Source organism: Paenibacillus sp. 11B (assembly GCF_030487755.1).
Taxonomy (GTDB): domain Bacteria; phylum Bacillota; class Bacilli; order Paenibacillales; family Paenibacillaceae; genus Paenibacillus; species Paenibacillus vandeheii.
Genome location: NZ_JAUKNS010000001.1, coordinates 1,087,559 through 1,106,270 on the forward strand (window position 1 = coordinate 1,087,559; position 18,712 = coordinate 1,106,270).

Annotated in this window: 12 protein-coding genes; 5 read left to right on the forward strand and 7 right to left on the reverse strand. The window is 44.1% G+C overall.

All coding sequences use genetic code 11. The annotated features are described in order from the left end of the window. Positions 1–111 precede the first annotated feature (111 nt). From Q0V21_RS04855 to Q0V21_RS04880, 6 genes are all read right to left on the reverse strand, one after another. Complete coding sequence (locus Q0V21_RS04855) at positions 112–849, reverse strand: glycerophosphodiester phosphodiesterase (protein ID WP_079349580.1); 738 nt, start codon at positions 847–849, stop codon at positions 112–114. 727 nt (positions 850–1,576) lie between these two features. Beyond that, positions 1,577–1,708, reverse strand: coding sequence for a hypothetical protein (locus Q0V21_RS04860; protein ID WP_301243924.1), 132 nt, complete (start codon positions 1,706–1,708; stop codon positions 1,577–1,579). A 97-nt stretch (positions 1,709–1,805) separates the two neighbouring features. After that, entirely contained in the window at positions 1,806–2,390 is a 585-nt protein-coding gene (locus tag Q0V21_RS04865) for an LOG family protein (RefSeq protein WP_079349582.1), read from the reverse strand. A gap of 233 nt (positions 2,391–2,623) precedes the next feature. Next, positions 2,624–3,043 (reverse strand): hypothetical protein, encoded by a 420-nt coding sequence (locus Q0V21_RS04870; RefSeq protein WP_024631192.1) that lies wholly within the window; start codon positions 3,041–3,043, stop codon positions 2,624–2,626. A 20-nt stretch (positions 3,044–3,063) separates the two neighbouring features. After that, positions 3,064–3,732 carry a uracil-DNA glycosylase gene (gene ung / locus Q0V21_RS04875; protein WP_053784508.1) on the reverse strand — a complete coding sequence of 223 codons (669 nt, stop codon included), beginning with the start codon at positions 3,730–3,732 and terminating at the stop codon, positions 3,064–3,066. A 230-nt stretch (positions 3,733–3,962) separates the two neighbouring features. Continuing rightward, positions 3,963–5,183 carry a MalY/PatB family protein gene (locus Q0V21_RS04880; RefSeq protein ID WP_079349583.1) on the reverse strand — a complete coding sequence of 407 codons (1,221 nt, stop codon included), beginning with the start codon at positions 5,181–5,183 and terminating at the stop codon, positions 3,963–3,965. 248 nt (positions 5,184–5,431) lie between these two features. Between Q0V21_RS04880 and Q0V21_RS04885 the strand changes: the two genes are divergently transcribed. Beyond that, positions 5,432–6,139 carry a helix-turn-helix domain-containing protein gene (locus tag Q0V21_RS04885; RefSeq protein ID WP_024631195.1) on the forward strand — a complete coding sequence of 236 codons (708 nt, stop codon included), beginning with the start codon at positions 5,432–5,434 and terminating at the stop codon, positions 6,137–6,139. Positions 6,140–6,301: 162 nt separating this feature from the next. Here the strand turns inward: Q0V21_RS04885 and Q0V21_RS04890 are convergent, their stop codons facing one another. Then, the gene (locus Q0V21_RS04890) at positions 6,302–9,223 is read right to left on the reverse strand and encodes an insulinase family protein (RefSeq protein WP_301877802.1); all 2,922 of its coding nucleotides are present in this window, start codon (positions 9,221–9,223) and stop codon (positions 6,302–6,304) included. Between the two features lie 592 nt (positions 9,224–9,815). Here Q0V21_RS04890 and Q0V21_RS04895 point away from each other — a divergent pair. The 4 genes from Q0V21_RS04895 to Q0V21_RS04915 are packed head-to-tail and all read left to right on the forward strand — an operon-like array spanning position 9,816 to position 18,674. Continuing rightward, positions 9,816–10,607 carry a ParA family protein gene (locus tag Q0V21_RS04895; protein WP_301877803.1) on the forward strand — a complete coding sequence of 264 codons (792 nt, stop codon included), beginning with the start codon at positions 9,816–9,818 and terminating at the stop codon, positions 10,605–10,607. Next, a complete protein-coding gene (locus Q0V21_RS04900; RefSeq protein ID WP_301877804.1) occupies positions 10,597–11,640 on the forward strand; it encodes a ParB N-terminal domain-containing protein in 1,044 nt (347 codons plus the stop codon). The genes Q0V21_RS04895 and Q0V21_RS04900 overlap by 11 nt, the downstream gene beginning before the upstream one ends. Next, complete coding sequence (locus tag Q0V21_RS04905; RefSeq protein ID WP_301877805.1) at positions 11,637–12,065, forward strand: DUF6075 family protein; 429 nt, start codon at positions 11,637–11,639, stop codon at positions 12,063–12,065. The genes Q0V21_RS04900 and Q0V21_RS04905 overlap by 4 nt, the downstream gene beginning before the upstream one ends. Before the next feature lie 36 nt (positions 12,066–12,101). Then, positions 12,102–18,674, forward strand: coding sequence for an N-6 DNA methylase (locus Q0V21_RS04915; protein WP_483312361.1), 6,573 nt, complete (start codon positions 12,102–12,104; stop codon positions 18,672–18,674). Positions 18,675–18,712 lie beyond the last annotated feature (38 nt).

The following is an 18,712-nucleotide window of genomic DNA, read 5'->3' on the forward strand; positions in this document are numbered from 1 at the left end:
AAAGGGCTGCACGAAGCATCGTAGCTCGCAAAAAAAAGGAACTGCAAACGAGTTATTCGTCTGCAATTCCCACTTTATTTTGGACTAACTTCACTTGTATTGGTGTAATTCTTAACGAGCTTGTACCGCAGTCAGTGCTGCCAGGACATCAGGCACATCGGTAATAATCGCTTGCACGCCCATGTCAATCAGTTCCTGCATTTCGGCAGGATCATTTACTGTGAACGGATGTGTAGCAATTCCCTGAGCCAGCGCAGCAATAACTTCTTCACGTGTTACAGCCAGCTTGTAGGGATGCAGTGCAGAGGCTTCGAGTCTGGCCGCATAATCATATGGGCGGTAGAGCTTTTCCATATATAGAAGTGCTGTGCGAATCTCCGGGGCAAGACGTTTGCATCTCACTAATGAGGCATGGTTGAAGCTGGACAGAATGACTTGCTGCTGCATGTCCCAATCCCGAATCGCTTGTATGATCTTTTCTTCCATTCCCTTATAACTTATAATACCATTTTTCAATTCCAAGTTAAGTAGAAGGTTTTTGCCTCGAACCAGATCAAATAATTCATCCAAAGATGGAATACGTTCTCCAGCAAAATCAGCATGAAACCAAGCGCCTGCGTCAAGAGTACGCAATTCTTCAACCGATTTATCCTTAACCCATCCTTCTGCTCCAGTCGTGCGGCTTAACGTCTCATCATGGATCAACACCAGTGTACCATCACTGGACAACTGTACGTCCGTTTCAATGCCAGTCGCTCCAAGTTCCAAGCTGCGTTCAAACGCAACCATCGTATTCTCGGGGCATACGGCAGATGCTCCCCTATGGGCGATATTCTCAATTCTTCTCATTCCAGCGCCTCCTGAGTGTAACATGAACTCTATGATTCTCACTATATACGCAGTTTGTCATACCTGTATTAACAGAGCGTTTAATCGTATGCTCCGTCCGTGTATAGGACATCGGCTTGAAGAGCTGGGGATTCACTCATTTTGTGAACTCAATCTGTAAAGCAGACATAATATAGTATCAGTCATAGACAACTGCACTCTGCTGTAAGGAGGTCGCCCATTGAAACCCTTAACGAAGAAGAGCTCGATATCTTCCAAATCTTCCTCCAAAAAAGCTCCATTACCCAGAATTTCTGCAAAAAGCAGATCCAGCAAACCCGGCTGTAAAACACGAACTCCCCCTGGACCACGTCAACATATGAAAAAGGCATCCGTTCGAGGGCTGACTGTTCCCGGCAAAACGAGTAATCAATCATCTGTTACTGACATACAACATGGTTTGGATCAGTTGGCTGTTATCGCTGCCATCCTTCTTCTTATTTCAGCTTCAATTGGTCTATACGTTGCCTGGAGAACTCTCAGTTTGCCTGGGGAGACTGTGGTAACGGTCTAGCTCCTCGTGCTCCACTCTGTCTCTCTTTTCCATGGAGGCGGAGTTCTTTTTTTGCAGACAGAAAAAAACCGTTCCCCTGAGACGCCAGCACCACCGGCGTCTCTTTGGAAAGGCCATTTCTTCATCGGGTGCTGCCCCGACGATGAAGTCACCGTCCCGGAATGGCTGACCGAATTACAGAATGAATGTACGAGAGATGATAACGAGCAGGATGAACAACACCAGAATCGCGCCTGTTGATGTCCATGCTCCACCGCCAAAGCCGCCGTATCCGCAACCGTATCCTGTGCCTTTGATTTCGCTCATGAGTGACACTCCCCTCTTTTAAGAAAGTACACTATAGACTATGTTTGGGGAGGTAACTTGCTTGGGCACCCTGGAAAGTTTCCGCTGGAGCGGGTAGTTATTTATCTTGAAGCTGTGACCACTTCTGGGTCAACTGGGCCGGAATATAGGATGACATCCGGTTCAGCAGTTCAGCCGGGTCCGATTCCAGGCTCCATAAACTGAGATGTGAAGTATTGGAGAACCCTTCCTGCACGCTATGCTCAACCATTTTCATCAGCGGCTCATAATATCCATTTACATTTAACAAACCCACGGGTTTACGATGAATGCCAATTTGGGCCCAGCAAAGAACCTCGAACAATTCTTCAAATGTTCCCATACCACCAGGAAGCGCCACAAATCCGTCGGACAGCTCGGCCATCGTCGCCTTGCGTTCATGCATCGTTCCCACTTCAATCAGCTGTGTAAGACCTCCATGTACGACCTCTCCCCGGAACAGGCCAGTTGGCATGACGCCAATCACTTCTCCACCCTGTTCCAGAGCAGCATCGGCAACTGCACCCATTAGTCCCATACAAGAACCGCCATAGACGAGTGCGTACCCGTTATCCGCGATCTGTTTACCCAATTTAATAGCCTGCTGTGTGTAATCGGGGTGATTTCCCGGATTGGAGCCTGCAAAAACACATATACGTTTCAATGGGTTTCACTCCTTCTCATTAACTATTTCATTAGTGTATAACATAAATGTAAATACTATGTTACATCACCCCTCATACACAAGTGAATAAAAAAAAACCCGACCGTTTGCAGCCGGCCGGGCTCCCATAATTCATACACATCATTTAGAAGGGGTTGTTATACTGTTACTATAAAGGCCGAACATTAAATCCATATGATCTTTGCATGAAATGAATATTAAATATGAGTGACTTATCGTATTCCACGTCGTGAGCGCACCACAAACATATGCTTGTCCTTGCGAAGAATCCGGCCGTCTGCAAGCTCAACCTGATCATCATCATGGCGTATAATCGTTGTGGATAATACTACAATTTTGGCCCGACGCCAAATCATAACCTGTGATTTGAAATAGATGGCATTTTCAAACTGTACGGCCTTTTTTATCACATATCCAACCTTATGCACCTCGGAACGCGCTTTTTTCAAGGGAAGGCTCTCTTCAGGCAGAGGCCGGATCATTGCGATATTGTCGAACGATACCTTAATCCGTTTCGGTCCGATTCGTACACAATCCGCTTCTTCATCCCACTCGACCAGCGTTCCCTTCAGTGGCTCTCGTATGCCGGTTGCACGATATACGGCTACTTTCCGTCCTACCCAATGTCGCAATGCCTTCACCCCCCGTTTGTCTAGTTTTCCGGTATCGTCCAATCAATCGGTTCAATACCTTTGGAGGTCAAGAATTCATTGGCTTTGGAAAAAGGACGACTGCCCAGGAAGCCACGATGCGCTGCCAGCGGACTTGGATGTGTAGACTCCAACACCAGATGCTTATCTCGGTTAATGAATGCCCCTTTCTTCTGAGCATGACTGCCCCACAGCATAAATACCATCGGTTCTGAGCGTTCATTCAATGCCCGGATGACAGCGTCCGTAAACGTCTGCCAACCCAGTCCCTGATGGGAGTTCGGCTGCCCTTCCCGTACCGTCAGAACAGCATTAAGCAACAGCACACCCTGCTCTGCCCAATGAACCAGCGATCCGTGCTTCGGAATCGGCAGGCCCAGATCCGCGTGGAGCTCCTTATATATATTTTTCAAAGAAGGAGGAATCCGTACCCCCGGTCTGACCGAAAAACTTAATCCTTGAGCCTGGCCCGCTCCGTGATAAGGGTCCTGACCGATAATAACAGCCTTGACCTTATGATACGGGGTCAGTTTTAGAGCCGAGAACAAATCTTCCTTGGGTGGAAAGATGGTCTGTGTTTTATACTCGGCGGCGAGTGCATAACGAATGTTGTTGAAATACTCGGCTTCAGTCTCTTCCTGAAGCACAGTGTCCCAATCATTTCCAAACATATGTAAAGGCTCCTTTCCCTCATAAATACATATCCGTGCAGTCCACATAACGAACTGCCACCTGCGAGAGCCGTATCCTACGACTCAGAGACTATCCACCATTTTAACATAACCGGGGACGGCAGACCAGAAGTGTACATCAAGGTTAGGGTTGCCTGTAACATCCGCACGCTTTGAATTTGTACTTCAGAGTAAAAGTAACCCAGCGCCTGGTCCATAGATAACTAAAATCAGACCTGAACGGCTTCGCTCTTACTTTTATTGACCAATACAGCGCTTATTCTTCTGAGCCCCTCTTCAAGAACCGAACGTGGGCAAGCCAAATTTAGGCGGATACACCCACCTCCATTAGCAACAAACATATGACCATCTTCGAGTAATACCCCCGCTTGTTCAGCGAAAAATAAAGGCAGGTTTACATCTTTGGGGACGTATGCACTAATATCAATCCATGCCAGATACGTAGCTTCCGGAATATGAAAGACAGCCTGCGGCAGATCACGTTTCACATATTGATCCACAAAGGCAAAATTGTCGTCGAGATATGTTTTTAACTGCTTCAGCCATTCATCGCCATGTTCGTAAGCAGCTTGAGTCGCAGCAATGCTAAGCGGATTTTTGAATCCATAATGCCGGGTTTGCCAGATCGTTCGGAGTCCTTCATTTGCAATAATCACGTTGGAGAACATCAGACCAGCCATATTGAATGTTTTGCTTGGTGACATACAGGTAACGATTCGATCCGCATCCGGGAACAGCTTGGCAAGCGGCGTATGCTTCCTTCCTGTACGCAGCAAATCACAGTGAATTTCATCCGAGATCACCCACACGTTATGCTTGAGACAGATATCGCCCACACGTTGTAACTCTTCTGTTGTCCATACCCGTCCGGACGGATTATGCGGATTACAGAAAATACACAATGTGACTTGTTCATCGCTGGCTTTGGCTTCAAAATCTGCAAAGTCTATCGCGTAATGCCCCTGCTCGTTGATCAAATCTGAGCAAACCAGTTCAAGATGATTATGCTCCGCAGCCGATTTGAAAAAACCATAAGAAGGCGTCACAATCAGTACCTTCTCATTCGGTTTGCAAATATATTCAACTAATTCATATAAAGCAGGAATGATCCCATGGGATGTCTCCAGATGCTCTTTGGGAAAAGACCAGTCGTAGTATCTGGTCATCCAGCTGGAGACAGCTTCGTAGTATGCGGGATCGAACACCTGGGAGTATCCCATAATTTTTCGGTCCAGGCGCTCCTTGACTGCTTCCCGTATTTCGGGAGGTGTGGCAAACTCCATATCTGCGATCCACATCCGTATAAATTCTTCATCCTTGAAAGGGAATTTCATATCTTCTGTTGCGTTAAAAATATATTGACGGAAACCATCCGTATTCATGGCATTAGTTCCTGTGCGATCAATTATCTCATCAAAATCATACTTCATAGTCTTCTGCGCCTCTTTCTCTCTGTTATCCATCCTGGAATGGGTTTCTGTTAGATGTATTATTTCATGGCACGGAAGCTACATCAAACGTAATAGAATCTATTCACAAGAAACAAATAGTTCTTAATGTTTCTTCACAATAGGTTTTTTCATGATAAAAGTGTTATATTCTTCGTAGAGATTGATTTTCCCAACGGGTTTCACCTTTTCTCATATTCTTAAGAAACTTAGCAGAAGGAGATCCGAATATGAACACCATCAACAAAGAAGTGGGCAAGAAAATCCGTAATTTTCGCAAATGGAAAGGGTTGACGGTCCAACAGCTGGCGGATCAGATTCACAAAAGCAAAGCTACCCTGTCCAAATATGAGAGCGGCGATATTACGCTTGATGTGGTCACGCTGCATCAAATTGCTGATTCATTGAATATCCAAGTGGAGCAGCTGCTGTATATTGAGCCTAAACAAGCCTCTCCCCTGATGAATACGGTACCGTCCAGCTTTTTCAAAAACTCCACCAGATTTTATTCGTATTTTTATGACGGGCGCAACAATAGCCTCATCCGTTGTGTCATTGACATGATGGCACAGTCAGATGCCAATTGTTATCGAACCGTAATGTATATGAATGTGAAGAACTTTGAGAATTATCAGGAATGCGAAAATATGTATTGGGGTCACACCGAGCATTACGACACACTCACCACGCTGATTTTGAAAAATCAGGCCACACCGCTGGAAAAGCTGTACATTAACATTCTGGCGTCTTTTCAGGAATCCGAGAAAAAGTGGGGATTGATGGCCGGTGTCTCCTTCCGTCCCTTTATGCCCATCGCCTTGAAAATGTTATTCTCTCGAACACCCTTGCCTGAGAATCAGGAGTTATATAATGAGCTGAAAATTTCCAAAGAAGACCTACGTACGTTAAAGATCTATAATATGCTCGCCGTCACTTAATCTTCAACATAAACTTGATCAGATTGCATTTGAGTCCCCCCCCCTGCAACAAGAAAAGGGCGGCAGTTATAAGCTATTACAGCTCATAAAAGCGCCCTTTGGATCATATGTTTGTGCATTCCTTTCAAGCCTTCAACCTTGTTGCAGCCTTCAATTCACGCATTAGTTCTTGATCAGATCAAGCGTTTCGTCAAATAATTGCTTTTGGTCCTCAATTTTATTTTCATTACCGATAACACAGCGTTGCTGCTGTTCCAATATGGAGGATATCAATTCAGCAAAATCGATAATATCACTTTCCGTTGTGCTCAGCACTTCATCCCGTTCTTTCTGGAGATCGGCCTCGGTAACATTGGACAGATAACACTCCAGGGAGAATGACCCTTCGCCATGAGGTGTTCTCGGCGTATCGAGATCCTGGATGGCACCAATGATATATCTCGTCATTTCCCGCGTATCTGCTTTGAAATCCTTCAAGTATTGCGGCATCTCTTCATAAATCTTATATGTTTTTTCGAGATTCGGGTCGCGATACGATGCTACATAGCTGTCTCCATTACGTCTAAAGCCTGACATGCAGCCATATGCTCCGCCTTTGGCCCTGATATTGTTCCACAAGTAATCCAGCGATAGAATCCCCTGCAAGACACGAAGCGAGCCAGTGTATGCATACCCTTTATCGATAAAATTGCCTGTTTGAACGACATATTGGACTTCAGATGGTGATCTGAATCCTTCTTTGTGCTGCACAGGTGTAAATGCTGCTTTTTCCTTCGCAACATCTTGTGTGAACAGCTTCGCTTTTAAATCAGACACCTGTTCCTCCAGGCCCGCATATCCCTGATCATCCGCAGTGTAACTCACCATCAAGTTTTCCGGTCTGAAAATAAAGCCTGTCAGCGATTGAAGGCTGGTCGACAGCTCTTTTTTTCTTGCCTCAAAGTTCGCCTGAAGATCCTCCAGCCACTGGTAAAAGGCGATGCCACTAACCGCTTCCCTGAAGTTGGCAACAGCCGAGTGTTTAGAGGTAGAGCGGCCAATTCCCGCTGAATGCCCTCCGCTGATCAGATTGCGCTGCAGGTTGCCCTTCAATTGGGCGATAATTTCGTATAAACGCTTCGAATCATCGAATTTGGATGTAAACACAATTTCTTTGATCATGTCAAAAGCAAATCCAAGCTTGTCATACAGCACTTTGGCGTTGAATTCATAGGTAGCCTTGAAATCATGGTGATTATGCGCGTTTGCATACGTACCAATGCCACTATGAATGCCCCCGGAATGAATGTGAATTTCATTCGACAATTCATTAAACGAGTAATTTTGAGTGTCGACGTAACCCAGCACACTTTTCAACAATCCAACATAGGGCAGCAAACGCCGTGGGACTTCTTTAATATCAAACAACAGTCGGAGATAACCGATCCCATTGGTATAGATGTTGTGATGCAGAACAGTTGTACCTTCAACCTGATTTACCGTCTGGTACAGGGTGGAAGCTTTCGGTTCAATATCCTCTATCGACAACGTCGGAATCACCTGCTGTTGCTCTTTGGTTGAAGGTGCATTCTGGTACTCGGCGAGAGCCTCGGTTCTCTCAATGAGCTGCTGAATTTCTTCCGGACTCAATCCTGCCTGAACCGATTTCAGATGTGCTTTCAGCGCTTCCTCTTTACGGGCGTTCAACCCTTTATCCGGCGTGACAGCGACAAAAGAAGTATGCGTATTTTGCAGTAAATACTTCTCAATCAACTTCTCAAAATAACCCTCGTTCATCTTCGTTCTCAGCTCGGCAAATACGTCATTCGCTTCCAAATGTGTAAATGGAGCTTCGACATCATACAGCCAGCTTTGCAATGAGGAGAAACCGTAGATTAATCCTTTGGGCATTCTTCCATAATCCGCTTCCCGGTGATTGAACTCATAGGAATTAATGCCTGCGAGCAGCGCTTTTGGATCGAAGCCTTCCTTCACAACACGCTCCAGCACCTCTTTTACAGTTCCCAGAAAATCTTCTTTACTCGCCAGATTGCTCTTCTTCAATCCAACGGTGAACACGGGCTGATACAGGCTGTCATCATACGTGCCATATACATCCTTCGCAATGCCCTTATCCAGCAAGGCTTGCTTCAGAACCGCTCCCGGAGCGTTAAGCAGTGCGTACAGCAAAATCTGAAAAGAGATATTCAATTCCTTGTCCAGACTTGTTCCAATGACCGCATTATAGGTCAAGAAGCTGTTATCCACTTCCGATTCGGTACTTCCGGCAGAGTATGTCTTGACGGCATCCACTCTTTCTCCGAATGCAGGCTGGAGCTGAATGGCAGAATCAATCTCGATTCGATCATATTCGCTCAGATAGTTCTCATCCAGCCACTGCAGCTTCTCTTCCATATCCATATCCCCGTACAAATAAATGAAGCTGTTGGACGGATGATAATATCTGGAGTGGAAATCCAGCAATCCTTGATAGGTCAGATCGGGAATGGCATCGGGAAATCCGCCTGATTCACAGGAATACGTGGTATCCGGGAAAAGTGAATTCAGAACCTCTCTGCGTACAATCCGTTCCGGTGAAGAAAATGCGCCCTTCATCTCGTTATATACAACACCGTTATAGGTTAACTCATCTTCAGCTGAGGTCAGGTTGTAATTCCAACCCTCCTGCAGAAATATTTTTTCATTATTATAAATATTGGTGTGCAGTACCGCATCCAGATAAATATCCATCAGGTTATGGAAATCATGATCATTCCGGCTTGCAATCGGATAGATCGTTTTATCGGGATAGGTCATCGCATTCAGAAATGTATTGAGTGAACCCTTTAGCAATTCAACAAAGGAATCCTTGGCCGGGAATTTCTTCGAGCCACAAAGCACGGAATGTTCCAGAATGTGAGCTACACCTGTATTGTCTTCCGGAGGAGTACGGAAACCGATACTGAACACTTTATTATCATCCTGATTAGATAAGAGTACAATTTTGGCACCGGATTTCTGATGTTCCAGGAGATACGCATCTGATTTCAACTCTTCGATTCTGCGTTCCTGCAGCACCTTATAGGGCTTAAGCTGTTTCAACATGGGTCGAGTCCTCCGTCCATAAAATTGTTTATTTTGATATGCAACCTTGAGTTCTTCAAGTTCAGAGATAAAGGTAATTTATGTCTATGGATATTATACACCATCGATCCTGGTAATTCATAATGGGCAGCCCCACAGGCGTCATTTGATATGTATTATCATTTTTTAGTGTTTATGAACCTGAATGGTACGGCAGAGAATCATAAAATTTTCAAACAAAAAAAGATCGCATGAACAACTTGTTTAACAAGCGTCATGCGATCTTTTCTTAGTATGCCGAGGACCGGGATCGAACCGGTACGGTAGTCACCTACCGCAGGATTTTAAGTCCCAGAAGTCATTTGGACTTTTACACCCTGCAGTGGAATATATGGGATCCTACAATCCGCAAAAAACCTTGTAGAATCAAGGAATTTTACGGTTTTTCGTGTTTTCCTTAGAGCCGCAAGGGTTTCCGGCAGCAAGCAACAGAAAGAGCAAATTTAGCCTTTGGAGAGAACTGCGAGAGAACTCGGAGAGAAAAATGAGAGAACCAGCCCGCTCCCTACCATTGACAATATGTTCGGAGCAAACCTCCGGGGAGGTTTTTACAATGACACAAACAACCGTTATCACCATTGCCAATCAGAAAGGTGGTACAGGCAAGACAACCACCGCCTACAATCTGGCGTGCGCCTTGTCCCATGAAGATAAAAAAGTGCTGCTGGTTGATTTCGACCCGCAAGGCAATCTAAGCATGTGCTTTGGAATCGAGAATCCAGACCAGCTTAAGTTTTCAATGTTCAATATTATGAATGCCCTCATGAGTGACGAACCCCTGCCGGCTCCTGAAGAATACATTCATAATCAAGGCAATATAGACCTCATCCCAAGCAACATAGAACTATCTGTTGCTGAGATTAATTTAAGAGATGAAATGGGTGGTGAAAAGACTCTCACCACATTGCTGGAATCAATGAAACAAAGATACGACTATATCATTATAGACACAAATCCCTCTCTTGGTCTACTAACGATAAACGCCCTTGCGGCCAGTGACAGTGTGTTAATTCCGGTAAACCCTCAATTGTGGTCGGCAACAGGCCTAACTCAGCTATTGAAAATTATCATCAAGGTAAAGAAACGGATCAATCCGCAGATTAGCATTGCGGGGATTTTAATGACCATGTGTGATACCCGAACCAATTTATATAAAGAAGCCTTTCGGTTAGTAAAAGCTTATTACCAGGAAACCGTCCGCATCTTTGATGTTCAAATCCCTCTCTCAGTCAAAGTCGGAGAGGCGAATTTCTATAGTCAAAGTATTATTGAATTTAATCCTAAGTCGAAGGTAGCTACAGCTTATTGCAGTTTAGCGAAGGAGCTGATGCAAGGTGAGCAATAAGCGACCTACGCCTAAACTTTCAAGCATTGATGAGCTTTTACTTTTGTCTGAAGGGCCAAATCTTACAACAACATCCCCTGAAAATTCAGGAGTCACTTCTCTTCTACTCTCCAGCCTAATTCCCTTTCATAAACATCCGTTTAAGCTCTATGAGGGCAAAAAACTGGATGACCTAATCGAAAGCGTCCTGGAGAACGGTGTCCTAATTCCTGTTATAGTTCGTCCAATGGAACAAGATTCCTATGAAATTCTTTCTGGGCATAATCGCGTCAATGCTGCTAAAGCTGCTGGGTTACTTTATATCCCTTCCATTGTTAAAGAACAATTGACGGAAGCAGAAGCTGTAATTATCGTGGTGGACACCAATTTCCATCAACGTTCCATTCAGGACATGTTGCCCAGTGAACTTGCTCGTGCTCTGAAGATGCAGCTTGAAGCTTGCAAAGAAGCTAAGCAAAAACAGAGTAAAATGAGCGAGATTGAAAATGCTCAATTTACCAGTAACGACTACGAAAATAGCGAAGGTGCCCCACTGGGACACCCAGGAAAAAGTGTGGATGAAGTTTCTGAGAAGAACGATATGAGTGTAACCAATATCAAACGATATTTGCGCTTGAATCACCTTCTACCTGAACTCATGGAAAGAGTCGATCTAGGCGAAATCAAACTTCGCCCGGCCGTCGATCTCTCTTATCTGAAACCGGAAGAACAACAAATGGTGGAATCATTAATACATGGACAGGGCTACAAAGTAGATATGAAAAAATCCGAGCTCCTTCGAGCAAAGTCAGAAAACCGCAATTTTACTGAGCAAGCCGCATTAGCAATCCTTTCCGGTGAGACTAGCCGGAAGCCAAAAAATAAGGTTCCTGCTCCATTCAAGCTAAAGCATAAAGTATATTCCAAATATTTTCCTCCTGAGAGTAAAGCCGCAGAAGTTGAGGAAATCATCGATAAAGCTTTAACCCTATATTTTTCACTCCAGTCAGAGCCTGAACAACACCCCTTAATTGAAGAGGAGGAAATTCAATGATATTCAAAGATTTGGCCCATGAACAGTTTTATGAAGGTAATGTCATTCGCGCTGAGCGTCAACACGATCCTTACCGATCCGCTCTGTTTTATCTGTTAGGCCTTACAGAAGATACTCGCCGTCACATTAATGATCTTTATGATTTCAGAGAAGACAGCATTAGGCTAGAGGGCTTAAACAACGGCTGGCAGACAGGAACAACGGTCCGTCTTTCCCGTCTCGCATTTAACCTCTATTCGGGCTATACGGGAGAACATGAAGAAGAGGCCCACTCTTTTAGCCCCTATTTTCTGTTCGATAATGGACTCATGCCATATTTCTTTGAAGGGATCAAACTTCGATATCCATCCTATGCCGTGGATATCAAACGAGATTGGCTTCCCGTTGCGCCAGACAAAGATATATATGATGAGCTGGAACAATAAAAGTTATACGATCCACAGGAAGGGAGGATAACCATCATGGCCCATGTTACAACACTAAGAGCCATCTATCAGTCGGCTGTATCACAAATCTCACAGTCACCACAAGACTGGATGGATTATTTAAAATTTGCTTCTGGAATTTATAAGTACTCTTTTGATAATGCTCTTCTCATATACATGCAGAATCCGGAGGCTACCATGTTGGCCTCCCTTCCTCTTTGGAACAAACTAGGACGGTACATTAATCGAGGCGAAAAAGCCATTGGCGTCAGTAACTTCCAGGAGAATAGGCCTCATATAGACTATTTATTTGATGTCTCACAGACTCACGGGAGGGTCCCTCCTCAATCCTGGAGCTTACAAGGATTAGACTTAGCTGAACTCGCTAACCGGCTATCCTCCAATGAAACTAATGATCTCGGGTTATGTATTATACAGATGGTTAATCAGCATTTATCATCTTTTTACTTATTTCAGGATATTGAGCTGGACATGGTGAATCATCCGTTTGCCACATTCCCATTTTCCGGTGTGCAAGAACAAATGGAAGAACTAATTGCCGCCAGCAGTATCTACTTCATTCATTCTCGGTGCAGGCTTCCAGAGCCAGATGTATCTTCAGTGTTTGATACTATAAGCGATTGGAACATTATACCGCTAATGTCTCGACTGGGCGGCATCCTAACTGAGATTTCCAAAGAGATTTTGCTCGACATCGGCAGGCATGTCAAATTGATGGAACAAGAAAGGATGGTTAACTATGAACAAAGAGAACTTGAATCTCAACTACAGTCAACAGACAGACGGACTACTCTATCCTCTGATGCAGATCTCCAGTCAACTGGAGACCGACCAACTGCCATTAGGCAAATACGGAAGGATGAGCTTGAACTATCTCAGGAATCATCATCCCCATCGATTAATGAGCCTGAAGATGCAGGGCAATCTGATGGAGAAAATGCATCAAATCGACCAAGAAGCGAACGAGAGAATGCAACAGCTGACGGACCAGTTACTCCGACTACAACCGCTACCTCAGACCGAAGATACTCTGGAACGGACACGACACTTGAACCAGATCAAATCAACCGCAGAGGAGCTGGTACTGAACGAAATCGTCTTGAGACCCAGATAATCCCCCCTTCCAATACATTGTCCTTAGAACCGCAAACTAGCGGTTCTTTTTTATTGCCTGAAAAATCTGAAGCAATCATTTTGTCGGAACAAGAAATGTTAGAGTACTTGCTCCGCAGTGGTATGGGTTCGATGCAAGGAAAACAAGTCATCTATTCTTACGTAGTCAAACACTCAGTTATAAAGGCTCCTGACCTCATTCCGATGCTTAAAAATCGATACGGAACTGGTGGAGCCAGAGGCGATTTTGGCAATGGCTTGACCGGATATACTCACTCTGGAAAAGGAATTGAACTACTATGGTCTGACAGTGCAGGTGCCCATGAGGTCCTTATCAACTGGAGAACGATAGCTACTATTCTCCTGCAGCTCATTCAAAATGGAAGCTATGACGATAACCTACCTGCCTTCCCTCCGCAAGAAGAGGAATGGACATTATTTGATTACGTTCAGCATGTGGAAGACACTAATAATCAGGCCGATTCTCTTGGAGACGCTATACAATTTGAACCTATAGAAATTGAATCAGCCGAGAATCAGGACTCCTTTTCTCCTCAGTCCCAAGAAGAGACTGAACGTACTCCTTCTGTAACTCAAGAACCTCTTGTACGGCCTGTTTTCACACCTCAGAACTTTCACTATAATCCGGAAATATCCCTGTACCCTGCCGGTGCTAAAAGCAAATATAAACGTAATGTTGAAGCAATCCGTCTTCTAAAAAAACTTGAATCTGAACATCGTGTTGCCTCACCTGATGAGCAAAAGATTTTAGCTGGTTATGTTGGCTGGGGCGGATTAGCAAATGCCTTTAATGAGAAGGCAAAGGATTGGGAACATGAAACTGCGGAGTTAAAACATTTGCTGGATGAGAGAGAATATGCTGAAGCGCTGAACTCCACAATTACGGCCTACTACACAGAGCCGGAGTTAATTCGTTACATCTATCAAGCACTCGAGCGCTTTGGCCTGAATGCCGGAGAACACCGTAAAATCCTTGATCCTGCTATGGGTACCGGAAACTTCTTCTCTGTTATTCCAGATGCTTTACAGCAAGCTGAACTATATGGAGTAGAGCTAGATGGAATCACTGGTAGGATGGCCAAGCAATTATATCCCTCCGCTCAAATCTATGTTCAAGGTTTTGAGACAACAAATTTTGGCCCAAGCAGTTTTGACGCCGTTATCGGTAATATCCCTTTCAATAACATTCAAGTTTTCGATCATCGCTTTAAAGAGAGCTATTTGATCCATGATTACTTTTTTATAAAATCTATGGAATTGGTGAAGCCGGGCGGGATCATAGCCTTTATCACCAGTAAAGGTACACTCGATAAACAAGACTCTTCGATCCGAAAAGAGTTAGCAGAACAAGCTAATCTCATTGGTGCTATTCGCTTACCAAACACTGCCTTCAAAGCAGTTGCCGCTACTGAAGTAACTACCGACATGGTATTCTTCCAGAAACTAGATCAGCCCCAGCAGCTTGACCCTGAACAATTCCCAGAATGGATTTCGGTCTCGCGTACATCCGACGGCATTCCGATTAATACTTATTTTGTTCAGCATCCCGAAATGGTGCTCGGAGATATGAACTGGGATCGCAGCATGTATGGTTCAGAACGAACTACCTCCTGCTTTCCTAAACCTGAGCAGGATCTTTATGCCGACTTAAGTATCGCCCTTCATTCTCTAAAAGCTCAATTTCCAGTATTATCCGATGACATTCAAATTGAGGACTTGGAGGATGGACAGGAAAAGGCGCAACCAGCCGATGCAGGAATCAAAAATTTCACTTACGTGATCAAGGACAATCAGATCTATTTCTGCGAAAATGGATATTTGCTTCCACAAGATATCAAGGGCAAAAAAGCCGAACGTATCAAAGGGTTATGTGACATACGAAATGCCCTTAAAACGGTGATCGACATTCAATCCCGAGAAGATGGTTATGACATCTCTGAACTCCAACAGGGACAGCAGCGACTAAATGAGGTCTACGATCAATTTGTCAATAGACACGGGCCCATTAATGATCGAGCCAATACTGCCGCTTTTTCAGATGATGATCAGCTCCCCCTACTACGCTCCATTGAGGATATGACACCCGAGAAGAAATGGGTAAAAGCTCAGGTGTTCACTAAGCCCACGATTCGTCCGAACCGCATGCCGGCACATGCTGATTCAGCTTTACAAGCTCTTCAAATCTGCCTGAATCAGAAGCTCAAAGTAGATCTACCCTATATGTCGAGACTATATGGCAAATCAACAGAAGAGATCTTAGATGAACTTGGAGATCGGCTGTTCCTTAATCCTCAGAAATATGTTGGCAATCAAAACGAAGGCTGGGAACTGGATGAAGAATACTTATCCGGAAATGTAAAAGACAAATTAGCCTATGCCAAGCTGAAAACATCGGAATATCCCGAGGTGTTTGAGCGTAATGTAACCGCCCTGAGTGCCGTGCAGCCTGCTCCACTATTACCGGGCGATATTGATTTCCGGATTGGCAGTCCATGGATTCCAATCAAGTATTACCGTGATTTCATGTATGAGACATTCGGAACGGCGGGATATCATCAATCTGCTGGAAATATCAATGTTGAGTATATGGAATATGCGAACTCTTGGCGCGTCTCCGGTAAATTATTGGAACGGGAATCAATAAAAGTAAACCGCACTCTTGGTACATCACGGGTAAATGCATACGACATTTATGAAGGCAGTTTGAACCTGCAGAGTATTACTATTCGTGATCCGGTAACCTACTTCGACCAGAATGGAAATGAACAAATCAAATATGTGGTGAACGCCAAGGAAACGATGATTGCCCGCGCCAAGCAGCAGCAAATTAAGGAGGCCTTTTCATCCTGGCTTTTCAAGGACAAAGATCGGGCAGATATATTACTGGGTATCTATAATGAGAAGTTTAATACTCTCCGTCCACGTTCGTATGATGGTAGTCATCTTGTGTTTCAGGGTATGAGTGAAGAAGTGGAGCTTCGGCAACACCAGCAAGACGTTGCAGCTAGAATCATTTACTCTGGAACCGCCCTTATGGCTCATGAAGTGGGAGCCGGTAAGACCGCGGCAATGATTGCTGCAGGCATGTATTTGAAGCATCTCGGAGCCATTCAAAAGCCACTATATTGTGTTCCCAATCATTTAACCGAACAATGGGCTAATGAGTTTATGCGCTTCTTTCCTTCTGCTAACATCCTGGTGACCACAAAGAAGGATTTCAGCATGCAGAACCGAAACCGCTTTGTCTCTAAAATTGCCATGGGCGATTATGACGCAATTATCATCGGTCACAGCCAGTTTGAAAAAATCCCTATATCTCATGAACGTCAGGAACAATTACTGCAAAATGAGATCAATGGAGTTACCCAGATGATTGATCAGGTCAAACGGGAAAAAGGCGACAATTGGACGATTAAACAGATGGTCATTTTTCAGAATCAGCTTAAGCATCGATTGGAGCGTTTGGTCAATGAGGATAAAAAAGACAACTTGCTCTACTTTGAACAGCTAGGAGTTGATATGTTGTTTGTCGATGAAGCGCATGCTTACAAAAACTGTTTTACTTTTACTAAAATGCGCAATGTCGCCGGCATAGGTAAAACAAGTAGTCAGCGTGCTATGGATATGCTCTTAAAATGTCAATATATCCAGGAGATGAATCAAGGCAGAGGTGTGGTGTTCGCAACGGGGACACCGATCAGCAATAGCATGTCTGAGATGTACGTAATGCAGCGTTATTTGCAGCCAATGGTTTTAAAGCGACTCGGGTTAGACTTTTTCGATAATTGGGCTGCCACCTTTGGAGAAGTTGTCTCCTCGCTCGAGATGACACCTGAAGGCAGTGGGTATCGCATGAAGTCCCGGTTCGCCAAATTTCATAATCTCCCGGAACTCATGAACATATTTCGCACCGTTGCCGATATTCAAACCGCCGAAATGCTCAAGCTTCCGGTTCCCGAATTGAAAGACGGGAAGCCGGAGATTGTCGTCATTGAATGTTCTCCCTTCCAAAAATTGATGATGGACAGCTTTGTCGAACGTGCTGAGAAAATCCGTAACAATGATGTACTGGCTACCGAAGACAATATGCTGAAATTAACGAATGAAGCCAAGCTCATGTCCATTGATCCCCGTCTGGTGAACCCTGAAGCTCCGGTTGAATCTGATTCCAAGTTGAGTCGATGTATCCGCAACGTTTTTGATATTTGGGAACAATCCAGATCTGCTCGTCTTACTCAAGTCATTTTCTCTGATAGCGGCACACCTAAGCCAGGATACTTTAATGTCTACGATGAAACCAAAACACAACTAATCAATAAAGGAATTCCTGAACATGAGATTGCATTTATCCATGATGCTAAAACGGATATACAACGCGAGGAGTTATTTGAACAGGTTCGCCGCGGTGAAGTACGTATCTTGCTCGGTTCGACACAGAAGATGGGAACTGGCACAAATGTTCAGGATCAGCTTGTTGCAGCCCATCATCTTGATTGTCCCTGGAGACCAGCAGACATTACTCAGCGTGATGGACGAATCCTTCGGCAAGGTAATAAAAATCAAACGGTTCAGATCTTCCGCTATGTAACCAAAGGTACATTTGATAGCTACCTCTGGCAAATTCAAGAGCAGAAACTCCGTTATATTTCACAAGTCATGACCGGTAAAAGTATTTCACGCTCCTGTGAAGATGCAGATGAAACAGTGTTGTCTGCTGCTGAGGTAAAGGCGATTGCTACAGCTAATCCGCTTCTAGCAGAGAAAATGCATGTGGATAATGAGGTGATACGGCTGAAGTTGCTTAAGGCAAATTGGAACAATGAGCGTTTGATAATGGAACGACAAATTGAGCTGCACTATCCTCGAGAGATCGAGGCTTGCGAACAACGTATTAAACGACTACAGGCTGATGTAGAATTGGCAGAACAAACGCGAGGAACAGAATTTTCAATTGAACTTGGAGAGGAGATATATAGTGAAAAACAATCTGCTGGAGAGTTGTTCCTTCTTCTTTCGAAGGTAAATGAGGTTAACACAGGGGAAGCAATTCAGATAGGTCGATATCGCGGATTCAAACTATATATTGAACATTCTACTTTTAATAATATTTGTATTCAGGTTACAGGAAGTGAAATTTATACATTTGATTTAAGTGAATCAGGAACTGGCAATATTACAAGGTTAGAAAATCTAATTGAGAAAATCCCGAAGAACCTCCACTCAATTAAGCAGAGGTTGTATGATTTAGAGGTTCAGATTACCGAGGCCAAGAATGAAGTTAATAATGCTTTTGAATTTGAGCAAAAACTTCGGGAGAAAATCACTCGTCAAGTCGAGATTAACTCGGCACTAGAATTTGAAGAGTTACAAAATCAAGTGCAACTTGTTGATGATCCCTACACAGATAATCAAAACCCAAATGTACATGCTGAAGAAAATCATGTAGAAATATAGTCTTACTTTTCTTAAGACTAAGACTTTACCGAAGTCTA